This is a genomic window from Janthinobacterium amylolyticum, from assembly GCF_051380655.1.
GTDB lineage: Bacteria > Pseudomonadota > Gammaproteobacteria > Burkholderiales > Burkholderiaceae_D > Janthinobacterium.
In genome coordinates this window covers 16,425-33,405 of the sequence record NZ_JBNYXL010000010.1, presented here as the reverse complement: position 1 = coordinate 33,405, position 16,981 = coordinate 16,425, and the positions used below count along the sequence as shown (strand labels likewise).

Genomic DNA, 16,981 nt, shown 5'->3' with positions numbered 1-16,981 from the left:
TTCAAATGCAACAGATGGCCAAAACATGGTGTTTTGGCATCGCGAGTGACATGAGGATGCGACGATGCGGCGACGGAATGGCGTGCAATGGCTGGTGCTGGGCGGCTTGTTCAGCGTGGTGTGCGGGGCGGCGCGGGCCGATGGCCTGGCCGATTTGAATGCGGCGCTGGCGCGGCTGCAGGGGCAAACGCCGATCAAGGGGCAGGTTGAATCGAAAACCTGGCGCCGCGAAGGCGAGGGCAAGGAGGCGGAAGAAGATAGCGGCACGGCCACGGTGGCCGTCGAAGGCGGACCGGCGGGATTGCAGGTGCTCTATGGCAAGGATTTGCTGGCGAAGGTGGAAGCCGAGCAGCGCGCCAAGGTGAAAGACCCGAAGGTCAAGACGCCGACCGGCTTTGCGCTGGGGGAAATGAAGGCGACGGAGCTGCGTTCCATGGTGTCGGCGGCGGATGCCCTGTCGCGCGAGATCGAGGAAGCCGTGTTCGGCGGTGAAAAGATGGATAGCTACAAGGGCAAGCCGGCGCGTTTGCTCAGCTTTACCTTGTCGCTCGACAAGGTTCCCGAGAAAGATCGCAAGTATGTGAAAAAGTTCGACGGCGGCATCGAGGTGTGGATCGCTGCGGACGGCACGCCGCTGGCCAGCCGTTTCCATTTCGACGTCAGCGGGCGGGCCTTTGTGGTGGTCAGTTTTACGCAAAAAATGGACGAAACGCGCCAGTATGGCGTGAGTGGCGATCACTTGTTGTTGCTGCGCAAGGAGAGCAAGAGCGCCACCTCCGGCGCGGGAGAGAAGGTGGAAAGCAAGATCGTCAAGACCTTGCAGTTGCAGCCCTGATTTTTTCCACTACCACTCAAGCCGCTGAACCAGCGGCTTTTTTACATGGCGGCGTTGCCGCCCAGGCCGCTCTTTTGCAGCACGCAGCGCCCCGCCTCGCAGCTGGCGCCCGGGTCCGTGACGATGGCGCAGGTGGACATCATGCCGTCTGACTGCTGCTGTTTGCGGCTCGCTTCGGCATGCGCCTGGGCCAGGGCCTTGAGTTTCTTGCCGTCAATGTCCTTGCTGGACCAGGCCAGATAGCGCTCCGGGCCGCCGCACGCCTTGGCGCCGATGGCGATGGTTTGGCACTGCTGGGTGGAGTCGCAGGCGGCGGCGCCCACTTCCGCCTCGATCTGCGCCAGCAAGCCCGCATTGCCCGGCGCCGGGGGCGCATCCTGCTTGGGCGCGCTGCCGCAGGCGCTGGCGGCCAGCAAGAGGAAGGTGGCGCAGGCGGCGCGCAGCAGGGCGGGGTAATTTGGTGTGTGCATGCCTTCATCATGTGCCACGCTTGCGTAAATGGCAAGCGCGATTCGCACTCGGCGAGAACCTTGATCTTGGTCATTTATATTATCAAGCAGTCAAAGTTAATATAAATCAACATCCAATCAGTGATGTACGGGTGGCAACCGGACCGGCGCGCCGCATTCCCGCGCCGGTGCGCGCCGCCGATTCGGGAATGTTTTCAGGAGTAGACCATGCGCCGTACCCTCTCACCCTTGCTCTTCATCACCAGCCTGGCCTTTGGCGCCATCGTGCATGCCGCCGACCGGGAGCCGATCCAGCCCATCGCCGCCGCCAAGGTCGCCCATCCGGCGATGGTGGAACTGGGCAAGAAACTGTTCTTCGATCCGCGCCTGTCGCGCTCGGGCTTTATTTCCTGCAATAGCTGCCATAACCTGAGCATGGGCGGCACGGATAACATCAAGACCTCGATCGGCCACAACTGGCAGCGCGGGCCCATCAATTCTCCCACGGTGCTCAATGCCGGCATGAACGTGGCGCAATTCTGGGATGGCCGTGCCAAGGATTTGCAGGAGCAGGCGGGCGGTCCCATCGCCAATCCCGGCGAGATGGCTTTTACGCACGAGCTGGCCATCGATGTGCTGGCGTCGATTCCCGCCTACCGCCAGGAATTCAGGCAAGTATTTGGCCAGGACAAGCTGAGCATCGAACAAGTCACGCGCGCCATCGCTGCCTTCGAAGAGGTGCTGGTGACGCCCGGTGCGCGTTTCGATCAATGGTTGATGGGCAAGAAAAGCGCGCTGACGAAAGACGAGCTGGCCGGCTACCAGCTGTTCAAGACGAGCGGCTGTATCGCCTGTCATAACGGTCCCGCCGTGGGCGGCAATACCTTCCAGAAGATGGGCGTCGTCGAGCCGTACAAGACGGCCATGACGACGTAAGGGCGCGCGGCCGTGACGGGCAAGGATGCGGACCGTTTCAACTTCAAGGTGCCGACCCTGCGCAATGTGGAGCTGACCTATCCGTATTTCCACGACGGCGAGGCCGCGACGTTGACGCAAGCCGTCGACGTGATGGGCCGCCTGCAGCTGGGCCGCACCTTCACGCCCGATGAAAACGCGAAACTGGTGGCCTTCCTGAAAACCCTGACGGGCAAGCAGCCGCACATCGTGCTGCCGATCCTGCCGCCATCGGGCGACACGACGCCGCGGCCGGTGCCGTTTGACTGAGTGCTTGCCTGGGGTCAGACCCGGCGGGTCTGACCCCGACACCAGTTACTTCAGCGTGCGGTTAAACAACTGATAAATGCGGCGGTATTCGTCATACCACGCTTCCGGCTGCACGAAGCCGTGGCGTTCCATCGGGTAGCTGGCCATTTCCCAGTTATCCTTTTTCAGCTCGATCAAGCGCTGCGACAGGCGCACGGAATCCTGGTAGAACACGTTGTCGTCGATCATGCCGTGGGCGATCAAGAGGTTGCCCGTCAGCTTGTCCGCGTATTCGATCGGCGAGGAGATTTTATACGCTTGCGGATCGAGTTCCGGCGTGTTCAGGATGTTGGCCGTGTATTCGTGGTTGTACGTCGTCCAGTCCGTCACGGGGCGCAGGGCGGCGCCCGACTTGAAGATCTCGGGCGCGCGCATCAGGGCCATCAGGCTCATGAAACCGCCATAGCTGCCGCCATAGATGCCCACGTTCCGGATGTCGCCCTGGTGCTGTTGCGCCAGCCACTTGGCGCCGTCGATGAAGTCTTCCAGTTCCGGGTGGCCCATCTGGCGGTAGATGGCCGTGCGCCAGGCGCTGCCGTAGCCGAGCGAGGCGCGGTAGTCGACGTCAAGCACAATGAAACCCTGTTCCACCAGCAGGTTGTGGAACATCTGTTCGCGGAAATACACGGGATAGCGCTCGGTCACGTTCTGCAGGTAGCCGGCGCCGTGGGCGAACATCACGATCGGATATTGTTTGCCCGCTTCCAGTGTTGCCGGGCGGTACAGCTTGGCCCAGATCGGCGCCGCGCCGTGGGTCGACGGCACTTGCACCAGTTGCGGCATGATCCAGTTGCGCGCCTTGAAGGCGTCGCTGCGCGTATCCGTCAGGATATTCGCCTTGCCGCCCGCCACGCTGATCGTGGCCAGTTGCGCCGGCACGTAGCTGGTGGAATAGCGCACCAGCAGCTTGCCGTTATCGGCCGACAGGCCGAAGTTTTCCACGCCCTTCAAGCTGGTCACTTCGCGCGCGCCGCCATCTTTCGCCGTGCTGGCGCACACTTCATACGTGCCTGGCGCTTGCGGGTTGCAGACAAAGTAGGCGTTCTTGCCGTCGCGGCTCCACTCGACATTGCTTACTTCCCACTGGCCGCTGGTCAGCGCGCGCGCAGGTGCGGCACCCGTCTTCGTGTACAGGTGGGCGTAGCCGCTTTCCTCGGACAGGTACCACAGGGTGGCGTTGTCGGGCAGCCAGCCGAATTCGTCGGCGCGGCGGTTGACCCAGGCCGCGTCGCTGATGCGGTGCACGGGCAGCAGGGCGCCATTGGCCAGGTCGACATTGGCGATCCAGCGGTCCTTGTTGTCGATGGCGCGCACGCGCACGGCCACGCGCGAACCGTCCCCGGTCCAGACGATGCCGTCGCGCTGGGCGTCGACGCGCACGGGACGGTTGCCTTTCAGCGGCGTGAGCTTTTGCTCGGCGCGCAAGGCGGCCAGCGGATCGGTGGCGATGCCGGGCAGGCTGTCGAACGCGATCTCGCGCACCTTGCCCGTGCGCAGGTCGGCCAGTTTCAGGCTTTGCGCGATGGGCATGTTGCGGCCCACGCGCGTGCGCTCGTCGTCCACGTCCGGGTAGCCGGTTTCCGTGACGTAGCGCGCCAGCTTGCCCAGCTTGCCTTTTTCCGCCGCCTTGTCTTGCGTGACGAACAGCAGCCAGCGGCCGTCCGGCGACAGGGCGCTGCCGGAAATCGTCACCTTCTCGCCCAGGTAGATCGGTTCCGGCGCGCGCGTGGCGTCCAGGCGGCGCTCTTCATGGCGGCGGTCGCGGCTCGTGTCGCGGTCTTCCTTCTGGCGCGCCAGGTTGACGATCAGGCGCAGTTGCAGGTCGCGCTGCGCGTCCGCTTCCGGCTTGGCGTCCGGGTCCTTGGCGGCGCGCAGCAGGGCAACGGGGGCGCTCAGGCGGTCAACGCGGCTCCAGCTGAACCAGTCGGTGCCGCTGCGGTATTGCACGGCGCCGCCGTCGCTGGAGTATTGCGGGTCGCTGATGGCCGACACGCCGCGCGTGATCTGCACCAGGACGCCGCTTTTCAGGTCGCGCTCGAACAAGTCGCCATTGCGCAGCAGGATGGCACGCGTGCCCGCCCGGTTGACGATCATCTGCTGGCCATCGAGGTTGGCCAGCTGCGCGTCATCGACCTTCTTGCCGCTATTGAGCTTGGCGTTCGCGCCGGACAGCTGATAGGTGTCGCGCAGGGGTGAGCCGAGGCGCTTCTGCTTGTAGTAGAGCTGGCCATTCCAGCCCCACCAGGCCGCTTCAACGGGTGTGCCGATCCAGTCGGGATCGGCCATCGCCTGGTCCAGGGTGATGGGCGTAGGCAGGGTGGGAGCAGGGGCCGCATGGGTGGCGGGCAGGGCGGCAGCAAGCAAGGCCAGCAGCAGTGGACGGGCCAACAGGGGGAGAACCAGACGCATCGGAGATCACTTTAACAAGAAAGAGTGGTGAAGGTGCAAGGCTATGAGGCTGGTATTCTAGCGGAGGAGTTTCATGCAGGAAATGTCGGAAAGCTAAGCCTGATGCTGGGCCAGCCAGGCGATCAGCGCGTCCAGCGGCATGGGGTGGGCATACAGATAGCCTTGCAAGCCGTCGCAATCGTGGGCGATCAGGAAGTTGGCCTGCTCCACCGTTTCCACGCCTTCGGCCACCACGCGCAAGCCCAGGTGGCGCGCCATGGCCAGGATGGCTTGCACGATGGCCGTATCGCGTGCGTCGCGCGGCGTGTCGTCGATGAAGCGCTTGTCGATTTTCAGCTCATACAGCGGCATCGAAGTGAGGTAGGCCAGGCTGGAATAGCCGGTGCCGAAATCGTCGATCGAAAAGCGGATGCCCATGGCGGCCAGTTCGCGCATGCGCGCCAGCGAGGCGTCGCGCTGGTCGATCAGCAAGCCTTCCGTCAGTTCCAGTATCAGGGCCGTGGCCGGCGTGCCGTGCTGGGCCAGCGCTGCCTGCACGCGGGCTGCGAAATCGGGCTGGCGAAACTGGGCCGGGCTCACGTTGACGGACAGGGCGATGGGCTGGCCGGCCTGCGCCAGCCGCGTGGCGGCGCGGCATGCTTCGTGCAGCGCCCAGTGGCCCAGGCGCACGATCAGTCCCGATTCCTCGGCGATGGGGATGAAGACGTGGGGCGACACCTGCGTGCCGTCCGCCTGCGGCCAGCGCATCAGCAGCTCGGCGCCCGTGACCCGGCCATGGCGGTCTACCTGCGGCTGCACATGCATGCACAGCTCGCCGTCGTCGAGGGCGCGCGCCAGTGCACGCTCCAGTGTCAGGCGGCGCTCGACGCCGGCCTGCATGGCCGCCTCGAAAAACGCGATGCCATTGCGCCCTTCCGCCTTGGCGCGGTACATGGCGATATCCGCCTCGCGCAGCAGGTCGTGTGCCTGCTGGCCCGCTTTTGGCAGCAGGGTCACGCCGATGCTGGCCGAACAGTGGTAGGACTGCGCGCCGATATCGAAGTCGCGCGCGATGGCGCTGCGGATCTTCTCGGCCACCTGGGCCGCCGTGCGGGCGGCGCTGTCCGCGTCATCGGTCAGGTGAGTCAGCAGCACGACGAATTCGTCGCCGCCCAGGCGCGCCACCGTATCGGCCTTGCGCATCAGCTGGGCCAGGCGTTCAGCGGCCATGCGCAGCAGCGCGTCGCCGGTGGCGTGGCCGCGCGCGTCGTTGATGTGCTTGAAGTGGTCGAGGTCGATGAACATCAGCGCGCTTATCGACGGGTCGCGCGGCGCGGCGGCCAGCAGGTGCGCGATGCGGTCCATCAGCAGGCGCCGGTTGGGCAGTCCCGTCAGCACGTCATAGAAGGCCAGGCGGTGGATATCCGCTTCCGATTTCTTGCGTTCGCCAATTTCGCGCTCGACGGCCACCCAGTGCGTCTGCCTGCCGGTGTCGTCTGTAAACGGCACCAGTTCCGCCTCGACCCAGTAAGCCGTGCCTGTCCGGTGGTAGTTGAGCAATTCCGCCCGTACCGCTTGCGCGCCAGCCATGGCCGCGGCGATGCGCGCCAGTTCGCCCGCGTCCGTATCCGGGCCCTGCTGGAACAGCAGGCTGCGGCCCAGCACGTCGGCGCGCGCATAGCCGCTGCTGCGCTCGAAGGCGTCGTTGACGAAAATGATGCGCGTGGCCGGGGCGGCGTGCGTGCCGGGGGGATGCTCCGCCACTTCGGCGATCATCACCATGTCGTTCAGGCGTGCCACCGCCGTGGCCGTCAAGCGCAGTTCCGCGTTCAGCGCCGACAGGGCCACACCGCTGTGCTCGAGCGACAGCGCGCTCGCTTGCAGGCTTGCCAGCGCGTGCTCCAGGTGACGCAGCAGAAAGGCGCAGGACAGGGTCAGCACGGCCGCGATGAACAGGTAGTTCAGGGCAATGATCAGCGCGCGCAGCACGGGCGAATCGGGTACGCCACGCAGTTGCAGCGCCACGTCCGGATGCAGGCCCAGCGCAAAGATGGTCAGCGAGGTCAGCGCCAGGCCCCACAGCGCCGGTTGCATGCCCAGCAGCAAGGCGGCCAGCACGGGAATGACCATCATGTAGATCTGGCTGATGGGGCCGATCTTCAGCAGCAGGCCCACGCCAACAATGAAGGCGATGGCGAGGAATTGTCCTACCCGCCACTGGTAGGATGCGGCGCGCCAGTGCCAGAGCGCGGCGATCCAGGCAATGGCCAGCAAGTCGATGGCGACTATGGACCAGATAGCTTCGCGCGCGGCCAGCAGGGCGCTGGGAATGGCCGTGACTATGCCCAGCAGCAACACTACCTGCAGCAGGCGCGTAAAAATCTGGCCGCGCCAGTGCGCGAGATCGTTCGACGCAGCCACGCTGCCGTCCTTTCCCCAGGATGCTGTGCTGCCGAACTGGGCAGTATGATGAAAATACTACGCGTTATCTTTCTTCATGTCATCTTGATCATTAAGCATGATTGACACGCTGGCGCGCTGGCGCTGGCCAAAAAAAACGCCAGCCGTCAGGGCTGGCGCTGCGGCAAGGGCCGATCGCCGTGCTTATTTTTTTGGCGCGCTCAGGCATTCCTTCATGAAGGCCTTGCGTGCATCGCCCTTCATGTCCTTGGCGTCGGCGTTGCACATCTTCATCTTGTTTTGCTGTGTCATGGCCGGTGCCGGCTTGGCGCTCAGGCATTCTTTCATGAAGGCCTTGCGTTCATCGCCTTTCTTGCCGGCGGCGTCCGCATTGCAGGTGGTCATTTTCGACTGTTGCGCCGTCTTGGCGACAGGCGCCGCTTCCGGTGCGGCGGCAAAGGCGGAGCCGGCGAACGCGGCGGCGATGCAGAGGGCGATGAATTGTTTCATGATAAATCCTTTAGACGCGGGCGATGGAAGGGGCATGCAATCGGCGCTGACTGCCGATATGCAAAACGTAACTAACTATATGACATTTATCAACAAAATTTACACACGAGTGTGTCTTTTTGTTACTGCCGGCTCCCCGTTGCCCGCAAACCGGCCCGGGCGGCCATTCCGCGGCGGCAAGCGCCCTGTTTTTTGCTATGCTAGCGACTTTCCACCGGCCGATGCCGCTGCCCTGGCCGGCGCACCCTCAATACGGAGTAGTTATGGTCTCGTTGCAAGAGCAGTTTTTAAAGGCCGGCCTGGTCGACAAGAAAAAGGTCAAGCTGGCCAACCAGGACAAGAGCAAGCAAAAGAAGGACGAGCGCAAGAGCGGCACGCAAAGTGTCGACGAGGTGCGCCTGGCCGCGCTCGAGACGCAGCGCAAGAATGCCGAGCGGGCGCGCGAACTGAACGCCCAGCGCGACGCGGCCGCCAACCAGAAAGCCATCGTCGCGCAGATCGCGCAAATGGTGCAAAAGAACCGCCAGAGCAAGGGCAACAATGGCGACGTGCCGTATAACTTCACCTTCAACAACAAGATCGAGCGCATCTATGTGACGGCCGCCGTGCAGGCCCACCTGGTGGCGGGCCGCCTGGTGATCGTCTGCCTGGGCGGCGCCGTGGAACTGGTGCCGCGCATCATCGCCGACAAGATCGCCGAACGCGACCCCGCCATCGTCGTGCGCGTCAAGCAGGCCAGCACGGAAGTGGACGAGGATGATCCGTATGCGGCGTTCCAGATTCCTGATGATTTGATGTGGTAAGCACGTGGGGCTGGCCGCAGGCGGCCGCCTTGCGTGATTTGAGAACGCCAACCTTCGGGTTGGCTTTTTTTCGCGTTAATTCGGTGCGACAGGCAGGCCAAATCCTGCAGGTAATCGACCCAGGATGTCGCCAGTGATGCCGGAGTAAAAAATAATGCCGGCCATATTGCCGGCAAGGTAAATGCTTTGTATTGTTTTCATGTCCGTTCTGTCCGGAGTAAACTTGGACCGGTAGAAATCATAGACCAGGTAAGGCGCCGCCACTTTCATCACGAGCAGCGCCTTCAAGGCGGGTAGCTCTTTTTCCGCGACGGCATTTTCCATCGTCAACTGGATGACAGGTTTCTTGTTAGATTGAAAATTGTCACGCTGAAAATCCAGGAACGGGATGCGATTGACTGCAATGCCCAGCCTTGCCGTGTCGGTTTCTTCGATGGGGTATTTTGCGCGATAGCTGCCAGGGCCTTTGTACGGACCTTTTGATTTCAGTTTGTAGCTCAATTCAAATTGATCCAGGCCCTTGTATCGCATTTTGTTGAGGTCGTAGTCAGGCGCGCCGATGTTATTGAGCTCAAAAGAGTAAGGCAAGACAAAGAGCTTTACTTTTCCCGTATTCGCATTGAATTCGTAGCTGATGGCATTGGAAGATTGTCCGTTGTTTTTGACCGGGGTCACCAAGGCAAACCAGTCATTCAAGCTTGAGTTGCCGATGATTTTTTCATCCAGGGCAGCGGTCTTTCTACGCTGGTAATCAGCCGTCGATTCGAATTCCCCCTTTTTGTCGGCCACGAATTTTTGTATTGCTGTCACGGCGAGGCCAAGCGGCAAGCCAGGGTAGTCGGGATCAATGCGGCCGCTTGCCAGCATCTGCATGGAAAACGTCGACGCTGCCAGCCTTTTTTCCCATGGTCTGAGTGGGATTGCGCGCCGAGGTTCCTGCTGCGTGGTGCTTGAAGACGTTGTTACCGGTGCTGCGACTTGCGCGGGCTGCGCCATCCCGGTACTGGCAACGGCCAGAAATAAACATTGTTTCACAGTCATCTTCCTTGATACGGGCGTTAATCTTTAATTAATCTCAACATGTTTCCCGTGGGGAAAATCCTGTGTCAGGAATGCCGGCGCCTTGTGCAATGGTGCCGGATGATGCGCTGGGAGGGGATGTGACGGCGCTATCAAATGTGACGGCGCCACAAACAAAAACGCCACCCGAAGGTGGCGTTTTTGAATGTGAAACGAATTCTTGGTGGCCCGGGGCGGAATCGAACCACCGACACAAGGATTTTCAATCCTCTGCTCTACCGACTGAGCTACCAGGCCAAGGTGGCGAATTATAGCAGACCAAAACGCGAATGCAAGAGCTGGCTGCCATTTTCCCCGGATTTCTTGCGGCGGCAGCTATTTATTTGCCTGTGGCGCAAATATGATTTGAGATGAGCGGTATTTTTCTCAACAAAAGATGGGCGCATAGTGTGGTCATCGTTACTGACTTGAGAGGATAACCGCATGAACGCCAGCACCCGACACACCGCCATCCCTGAAATTGGCCTGGGCACTTTCCGCCTGCAGGGCCAGGTCGTCATCGATTCCGTCACCACGGGCCTGGACGTCGGCTACCGCCATATCGATACGGCGCAAATCTACGGCAACGAAGCCGAAGTGGGCCAGGCGATCGCCGCCAGCGCCGTGCCGCGCGAAGAACTGTTCGTCACCACCAAGATCTGGATCGAGAACCTGCAGCGCGACAAACTGATCCCCAGTTTAAAAGACAGCCTGCACAAGCTGCAGCTGGAGCAGCTGGACCTGACTCTGATCCATTGGCCGTCGCCGAATGACGCCATTCCCGTCGCCGAATACATGACTGCGCTGGCGCAGGCCAAGGCACAGGGACTGACCAGGGCCATCGGCGTGTCGAATTTCACCAACGCGCAGCTGCGGCAAGCCATCGATACCGTGGGCGCATCGGCAATCGCCACGCAGCAGGTCGAGATCCACCCCTTTCTGCAAAACCGCAAGGTGATTGACTTCGCGCGCAGCCAGGGCATCCACATCACGGCCTACATGCCGCTCGCATATGGCAAGGTGATGGCCGATCCCGTGATCGCTGCCATCGCGGCCCGGCACGGCGTGACGCCGGCGCAGGTGGCCTTGAGCTGGTCGCTGCAGCAGGGCTTTGCCGTGATCCCGTCGTCGACCAAGCGCGCCAATCTGGAGGCGAACCTGCATTTCCAGCGCATCACCCTGTCGCCGGACGAGATGGCGCAGATGGCGACCCTGGAACGCGGCGAGCGCCTGGCAAATCCGGACGGCCTGGCGCCGCAGTGGGATTGAGGTGCAGACCATGACGGCGATGCACAAGCTGGGGCAGGGCGGTTTCAGCATCGGCCTGGAAATGCCGCTCGATAATGACTGGTCGTCCATGGGGCGCCAGGCGAATGCGGCGTCCGGCCGCCTGCCGGGCGAGCCTGACCTGAAACAGCACGCGGTGCTGGCCAAGCTGGTCGACCGCCTGGGTTTCCGCGCGCTGTGGCTGCGCGACGTGCCTTTGTACGACCCCTCGTTCGGCGATGCGGCCCAGGTCTTCGAGGTATTTACTTACCTGGGCTACCTGGCCGGCATCACCGAGAACATCTTGCTGGGCACGGCCGCCGTGGTGCTGCCGCTGCGCGAACCCGTGCTGACGTTAAAGGCGGCGGCCAGCGTGCAGCAGTTGAGCGGCGAACGTTTGCTATTGGGCGTGGCCAGCGGCGACCGGCCCGTCGAGTATCCCGTGTTTGGCCGCGATTTCGACCAGCGCGGCGCCGCCTTCCGCGAGCAGGTGGCCATGCTGCGTGACTGGGGCGAGAACCGCCTGCCATCGGGCATCCGTTTGCTGCCGAAGCCCGCCGCACCGTTGCCGCTGCTGGTGGCGGGGCTGGCGCAGCAGTCGCCCGCGTGGATCGGCGCGCAGATGGATGGCTGGCTTGCCTACCCGGGCACGCCGGACGACCATGCGCGGCGCTCGGCGCAATGGCGCGCCGTGGCCGGCGAGGACAAGCCTTACGTCAGCTTCATTCACCTGGACCTGGACGAGGACCCGTCCATGCCGCTGCAGCGTTTCCGTTTCGGCGGACGCACGGGGCGCGCTGGCCTGATCGCCGAGCTGCACGCCATGCGCGCGGCCGGCGTGCGGCATATCGGCTTGCAGCTGCGGCAGAACCGCCGCCCGCTGGCCGAGGCGCTGCAGGAGATCGCGCAATATGTGCTGCCCGTGTTTCATGCGGAAGCTTGACCTGGTGCAGGCTGTCCTGTACTTCCGGACTATCTGAAAAGGGCGGGGCAAACGCTATAATGGCCGCATGAACAGTCCCACTCCCCCTACCATGCGGCGCTTCATGCATAGCCACAGCGACGTTTGCATCGTCGGCAATGGCGCCATCGCGAAAACCACGGCGCTGGCGTTTGCCCAGGCAGGACAAAGCGTCACCCTGTTATGCCCGGCCAGCCCGCCGGCCGCCGCTTTGGCCGCCAAGCCGGCCGAGCCAAGCTGGGATGTGCGCGTGTATGCGCTCAATCACACGGCGCACCAGCTGCTGTCGTCCCTGAAGGTGTGGGGCGCGCTGGAGGCTGACAGGGTGGCGCCCGTTGATGCCATGCTGGTCAACGGCGACGGCGCGCAGGCGGGCGGACTCGGTTTCGACGCCTATGGCGCCCACGTGGGCACCCTGGCGTGGATCGTCGAAGACCGCAACCTGGGCCAGGCGCTGGACGCCGCGCTGAAATTCGCGCAGAACGTCAACGTGGTGCAGGGCCGCGCCAGCCGCCTGGAATGGACGAATGATTCCACCATCGTGCATCTCGACAGTGGCGACAGCATCACCTGCGCGCTGGTGGTGGGCGCGGACGGCGCCCAGTCGTGGGTGCGGGGCCAGTGCGATATCGGCCTCGATTACCGCTCGTATGGCCAGCGCGGCGTGGTCAGCAACTTCGCCTGCGCAAAGCCGCACCATGGCGCGGCGCACCAGTGGTTCACGGGCAGCGAAGGCATCGTTGCCCTGCTGCCGCTGCCAGGGGACCGCGTCTCGCTGGTCTGGTCGGCGCCCGATGCGCTGGCCGATACCTTGATGGCCGAACCGGCCGACGCCCTGGCCGCGCGCCTGTCCGCTTACTGCGAGGACAAACTGGGCAAGCTCACGCCTTTGCAGCCGGAACTGGTGCGCGCGTTTCCGCTGACCCTGATGCGCCCGCACGCCATGGTGGCGCCGCGCGTGGCCCTGGTGGGCGATGCCGCGCACGTGGTGCATCCGATGGCCGGCCACGGCATGAACCTGGGTTTTGCCGACGTGGCGCAGCTGGTCAAGACCATCAGCGAACGCGAAGCGCACCGCGGCATCGGTGACGAGCGCGTGCTGGCCCGCTATGCGCGCGCGCGCAAGGAAGACGTGCTGCTGATGCAGCTTGCCACCGATGGCCTGGCGCGGTTATTCGGCGCCGATCTGGAGCCGCTGCGCGTAGTTCGCAATTTGGGATTAAACTTGCTGGATAAATTACCGGCCCTGAAGCGGAAAATGATTGCGCACGCATTGGGACATCCGTAAATATCAGCGAATCTTAAGATATCGCCGGATAATGGTAGCAGTGAAAATTCAAGGTCGCCGCAGCTCGTCTGCGGCGATCGTTTTGTTAAAGAGATAACGGCGCCGGGCCCCCTGCCAGTTTCGCCGGGCGTTACAAGTGGAGAAGTGATAGTGATGAAAATGAGCAGAATCGCATTGGTACTGGCCTCGGGCCTGATGATGTCGTGCGCCGGCGCGGAAACGCCGACGGAAGCGAATATCAAGAAGCTGATCGAGCCGCGCCTGGGCGAAGGCGCCAAGGTGGACTCGGTCAAGGAAACCCCGTACGGCGGCCTGTTCGAAGTGCGCACGGGTGGCGACATCCTGTACACGGACAAGAATGCGCAGTATCTGTTCGTTGGCCACGTCTTCGACGCCAAGACTTCGCAAGATCTCACCAAGGTGCGCCTGGATGAAGTCAATCGCATCAAGTTCTCCGACCTGCCGCTCGATTCGGCCATGAAAACCGTCAAGGGCAATGGCAAGCGCGTGATCGCCGTGTTCGAAGATCCGAACTGCGGCTATTGCAAGCGCTTCCGCCAGAACGCCTTGAAGGAAATCGACAACGTCACCGTCTACACCTTCATGTACAACATCCTGTCGCCCGATTCGATCGCCAAGTCGCGCAATATCTGGTGCTCGCCAGACCGCAACAAGGCCTGGGACGACTGGATGCTGAACGGTAAAGTGCCAGCCGCCTCGCCGACCAATTGCGCCAACCCGCATGAGAAAATCCTCGCATTGGGCCAGCAATTGCGTGTCTCCGGCACGCCAGCCATCTTCTTTGCCGACGGCAGCCGCATTCCGGGCGCAGTCGATGCGAAAACGCTGGAACAGAAATTCTCGACCATTAAGTAATCCGGGCTGTCGCCAGGAAGGCTGGACGGCGCGCCCTCGCAAGGCGCGCTTTTTTTTGCTTTTTTTTCCGCTGTCGTATCATCAAGTGTTGTTCATAGACGCCATAACAATCCAAAAAAGGGGAAGCAGCAGATGATTACCTTGAATATCAACGGACGCGACACGCAAGTCGACGCCGATCCATCCACGCCCATCCTGTGGGCGCTGCGCGATAACCTGAACATGACGGGTACCAAGTTCGGCTGCGGCGCGGCCCTGTGCGGCGCCTGCACGGTGCACCTGGACGGCCAGCCGATCCGTTCCTGCATCACGCCGATTTCTTCCGTCGGCGCGCAAAAGATCACCACCATCGAAGCGATGGAAAACGACCAGGTGGGCAAGGCCGTGCAGGCGGCCTGGGTACGCCACGACGTGCCGCAATGCGGCTACTGTCAAAGCGGCCAGGTGATGAGCGCGACGGCCCTGCTGCACACCAACAAGTCGCCCAGCGATGCCGACATCGATGGCGCCATGAGCGGCAACATCTGCCGCTGCGGCACCTATCAACGGATCCGCGCGGCCATCAAGGACGCGGCCAAGACCCTGGCCTGAGGAGAGCGACATGCGTATCGAATGGTTGAATCAGGAAGCATTGCAGCATGGCGGCGTGACCCTGGGCGCGGCGCTGGCAGCGGCGCCGGTGGCTGTCGTTGGCGCGGCCGATGGCGTGTCGCGGCGCGGTTTCATGAAAGCCGGCGCGGTGGCTGGCGGTGGCTTGATGTTGGGCTTCTTCCTGCCCAGCGCAGGCAAGCTGGCGCAGGCGGCCGATGCCGCTCCCGCCAAGCCCGTGTACGCGCCGAACGCCTTCTTGCATATCGCGCCCGATAACACGGTGACGGTGCAGGTGAACCGGCTGGAATTTGGCCAGGGCGTGCAAACCAGCTTGCCCATGCTGATCGCCGAGGAACTCGACGCCGACTGGAGCCTGGTGCATGGCGCCCTGGCGCCGGCCGGCGAGCAATACAAGGATGCCGCCTACGGCATGCAGATGACGGGCGGTTCGGGCAGCATCGCCCATTCGTTTACGCAGTACCGCGAAATCGGCGCCAAGGCGCGCGCCATGCTGGTGGGCGCCGCCGCCACGCAATGGAAGGTGAATCCCGACCAGGTGCGCGCCGCCAAGGGCGTGCTGTATGGCCCTGGCGGACAAAAGGCGACGTATGGCGAGTTTGCCGACGCGGCCATGCGCCAGAGCGTGCCCGCCACGGTCAAGCTGAAGGACCCGCGCGACTTTTCCATCATCGGCAAGCCCGTGAAGCGCCTGGACGCGGCCGCCAAATCCACCGGCAAGCAGCAGTTTGGCATCGACTTCAAGCCACCTGGCGCCAAGGTGGCGATGGTGGCGCGCCCGCCCGTGTTTGGCGCCAAGGTGGCGAAATTCGACGCCAGCAAGGCCAAGGCCATTCCTGGCGTGCTCGACGTGCTGGAAGTGAAGACCGACCGTGGCGGCAGCGGCGTGGCGGTGATCGCCACTGGCTACTGGCCCGCCAAGCAGGGGCGCGACGCGCTGGCGATCGAGTGGGATAGCAGCGCCGTGGAAAAGGTCAGCAGCGACAAGCAGCTGGCCGCCTTCAAGGCGCTGGCGAAAACGCCGGGCACGGTGGCACGCCCATTCGATGTCGCCGCGCTGGCCAAGGCGCCGAAGAAAATCGACGCCGTCTACGAGTTCCCTTACCTGGCGCACGCGCCGATGGAGCCGCTCAACTGCGTCGTCGACCTGCAGGCCGACAAATGCACGATGTGGGTGGGTTCGCAATTCCAGACGGGCGACCAGGCGGCGATTGCCGCCACCTCCGGCCTGAAACCGGAACAGGTGACCCTGCACACGATGATGGCGGGCGGCGGCTTTGGCCGGCGCGCCGTGCCGTCGTCCGACTACGTGGTCGAAGCCGTCAACGTCGCCAAGGCATACCGGGCGGCGGGCAAGAGCGGCCCCTTGAAACTGATGTGGAGCCGCGAGGATGACATCAAGGGTGGCTACTACCGGCCGTCGCATGTGCACCGCGCGCAGATCGGCCTCGACGCCAAAGGCAAGATCATGGCCTGGGACCACATGATCGTCGGCCAGTCCATCATGGCCGGCACGCCATTCGAATCCTTCATGGTGAAAAATGGCGTCGATGGCACCATGGTCGAAGGCATGGGCGAGCCGTACACCTTGCCGATGAAGCTGTCCGTGCACACGGCCAAGGCGAACGTGCCCGTGCTGTGGTGGCGTTCCGTCGGCTCGACGCACACGGCCTTTGTCATGGAAACCCTGATCGACGAGGCGGCGCACGTGGCGAAGATGGACCCCGTCGCCTACCGCAAGCAGCTGATCGACGCCAAGCACACGCGCCACATCGCCGCGCTGGATCTGGCCGTGGCCAAGTCCGGCTATGGCAAGAAGAAGCTGCCAAAGGGGCAGGCCTGGGGCGTGGCCATGCACGAGTCGTTCAATTCCGTGGTCGCCTACGTGGTCACGGCATCGGTGGTGGAAGGCGCGCCCAAGCTGCACCAGGTGTGGGCCGGCGTGCATTGCAACCTGGCCGTCAATCCGCTGACGATCGAGGCGCAAGTGCAGGGCGCCGCGCTGATGGCGCTGGGCATGACGATTCCCGGCGCGGCCATCACGCTCAAGGATGGCGTGGTGGAGCAGCAGAACTTTGGCGACTACCCGGTGCCGCGCATGCCCGACATGCCGGTGATCGAGGTGCACCTGGTGCCGTCGGGCGACGCGCCGACGGGCATGGGCGAACCGGGCGTGCCGCCGTTGGCGCCCGCCTTCGCCAACGCGCTGTTCGCCCTGACGGGCAAGCGTCTGCGCAAGCTGCCGTTCGACCTGGCCGCCGCATGACGGCAGTG

Annotated in this window: 13 protein-coding genes, 1 tRNA gene and 1 pseudogene; 9 read left to right on the top strand and 6 right to left on the bottom strand. The window is 63.3% G+C overall.

Features of this window, described 5'->3' with window-relative positions:
* Positions 1 to 64: 64 nt before the first annotated feature.
* Positions 65 to 835, top strand: coding sequence for a hypothetical protein (locus ACQ4WR_RS20790; protein ID WP_436489646.1), 771 nt, complete (start codon positions 65 to 67; stop codon positions 833 to 835).
* A gap of 41 nt (positions 836 to 876) precedes the next feature.
* Here ACQ4WR_RS20790 and ACQ4WR_RS20785 read toward each other — a convergent pair whose 3' ends face one another.
* A complete protein-coding gene (locus ACQ4WR_RS20785) occupies positions 877 to 1,305 on the bottom strand; it encodes a hypothetical protein (protein WP_102293475.1) in 429 nt (142 codons plus the stop codon).
* Between the two features lie 207 nt (positions 1,306 to 1,512).
* Between ACQ4WR_RS20785 and ACQ4WR_RS20780 the strand changes: the two are divergent.
* Positions 1,513 to 2,508, top strand: a pseudogene (locus tag ACQ4WR_RS20780) (cytochrome-c peroxidase).
* A gap of 45 nt (positions 2,509 to 2,553) precedes the next feature.
* Here ACQ4WR_RS20780 and ACQ4WR_RS20775 read toward each other — a convergent pair.
* The 3 genes from ACQ4WR_RS20775 to ACQ4WR_RS20765 all read right to left on the bottom strand — a co-directional run bounded on the left by ACQ4WR_RS20775 (position 2,554) and on the right by ACQ4WR_RS20765 (position 7,845).
* Entirely contained in the window at positions 2,554 to 4,956 is a 2,403-nt protein-coding gene (locus ACQ4WR_RS20775; protein WP_436489644.1) for a S9 family peptidase, read from the bottom strand.
* Positions 4,957 to 5,049: 93 nt separating this feature from the next.
* A complete protein-coding gene (locus ACQ4WR_RS20770; RefSeq protein WP_436489642.1) occupies positions 5,050 to 7,356 on the bottom strand; it encodes a putative bifunctional diguanylate cyclase/phosphodiesterase in 2,307 nt (768 codons plus the stop codon).
* A gap of 183 nt (positions 7,357 to 7,539) precedes the next feature.
* Complete coding sequence (locus ACQ4WR_RS20765) at positions 7,540 to 7,845, bottom strand: PsiF family protein (RefSeq protein WP_102293472.1); 306 nt, start codon at positions 7,843 to 7,845, stop codon at positions 7,540 to 7,542.
* A gap of 263 nt (positions 7,846 to 8,108) precedes the next feature.
* On the opposite strand from ACQ4WR_RS20765, the gene ACQ4WR_RS20760 reads away from it, so the two are divergent.
* A complete protein-coding gene (locus tag ACQ4WR_RS20760; protein ID WP_034753528.1) occupies positions 8,109 to 8,648 on the top strand; it encodes a DUF2058 domain-containing protein in 540 nt (179 codons plus the stop codon).
* 75 nt (positions 8,649 to 8,723) lie between these two features.
* Here ACQ4WR_RS20760 and ACQ4WR_RS20755 read toward each other — a convergent pair whose 3' ends face one another.
* Positions 8,724 to 9,689 carry a hypothetical protein gene (locus ACQ4WR_RS20755; RefSeq protein WP_436489640.1) on the bottom strand — a complete coding sequence of 322 codons (966 nt, stop codon included), beginning with the start codon at positions 9,687 to 9,689 and terminating at the stop codon, positions 8,724 to 8,726.
* Between the two features lie 200 nt (positions 9,690 to 9,889).
* A tRNA-Phe gene (locus ACQ4WR_RS20750) sits at positions 9,890 to 9,965 on the bottom strand.
* Positions 9,966 to 10,151: 186 nt separating this feature from the next.
* Between ACQ4WR_RS20750 and dkgB the strand changes: the two genes are divergently transcribed.
* From dkgB to ACQ4WR_RS20720, 6 genes are all read left to right on the top strand, one after another.
* On the top strand, positions 10,152 to 10,976 hold the full coding sequence (gene dkgB / locus ACQ4WR_RS20745; RefSeq protein ID WP_436489638.1) for a 2,5-didehydrogluconate reductase DkgB: 825 nt from the start codon (positions 10,152 to 10,154) through the stop codon (positions 10,974 to 10,976).
* 10 nt (positions 10,977 to 10,986) lie between these two features.
* Positions 10,987 to 11,916 (top strand): TIGR03571 family LLM class oxidoreductase, encoded by a 930-nt coding sequence (locus ACQ4WR_RS20740; RefSeq protein ID WP_436489636.1) that lies wholly within the window; start codon positions 10,987 to 10,989, stop codon positions 11,914 to 11,916.
* 67 nt (positions 11,917 to 11,983) lie between these two features.
* On the top strand, positions 11,984 to 13,222 hold the full coding sequence (locus ACQ4WR_RS20735) for an FAD-dependent monooxygenase (RefSeq protein ID WP_436489635.1): 1,239 nt from the start codon (positions 11,984 to 11,986) through the stop codon (positions 13,220 to 13,222).
* A 153-nt stretch (positions 13,223 to 13,375) separates the two neighbouring features.
* A complete protein-coding gene (locus ACQ4WR_RS20730) occupies positions 13,376 to 14,098 on the top strand; it encodes a DsbC family protein (protein ID WP_436489633.1) in 723 nt (240 codons plus the stop codon).
* Between the two features lie 132 nt (positions 14,099 to 14,230).
* Positions 14,231 to 14,689, top strand: coding sequence for a (2Fe-2S)-binding protein (locus tag ACQ4WR_RS20725; RefSeq protein ID WP_436489631.1), 459 nt, complete (start codon positions 14,231 to 14,233; stop codon positions 14,687 to 14,689).
* A gap of 10 nt (positions 14,690 to 14,699) precedes the next feature.
* Positions 14,700 to 16,973, top strand: a complete 2,274-nt coding sequence (locus ACQ4WR_RS20720) for a xanthine dehydrogenase family protein molybdopterin-binding subunit (RefSeq protein ID WP_436489629.1) — start codon at positions 14,700 to 14,702, stop codon at positions 16,971 to 16,973.
* Positions 16,974 to 16,981: the final 8 nt, after the last annotated feature.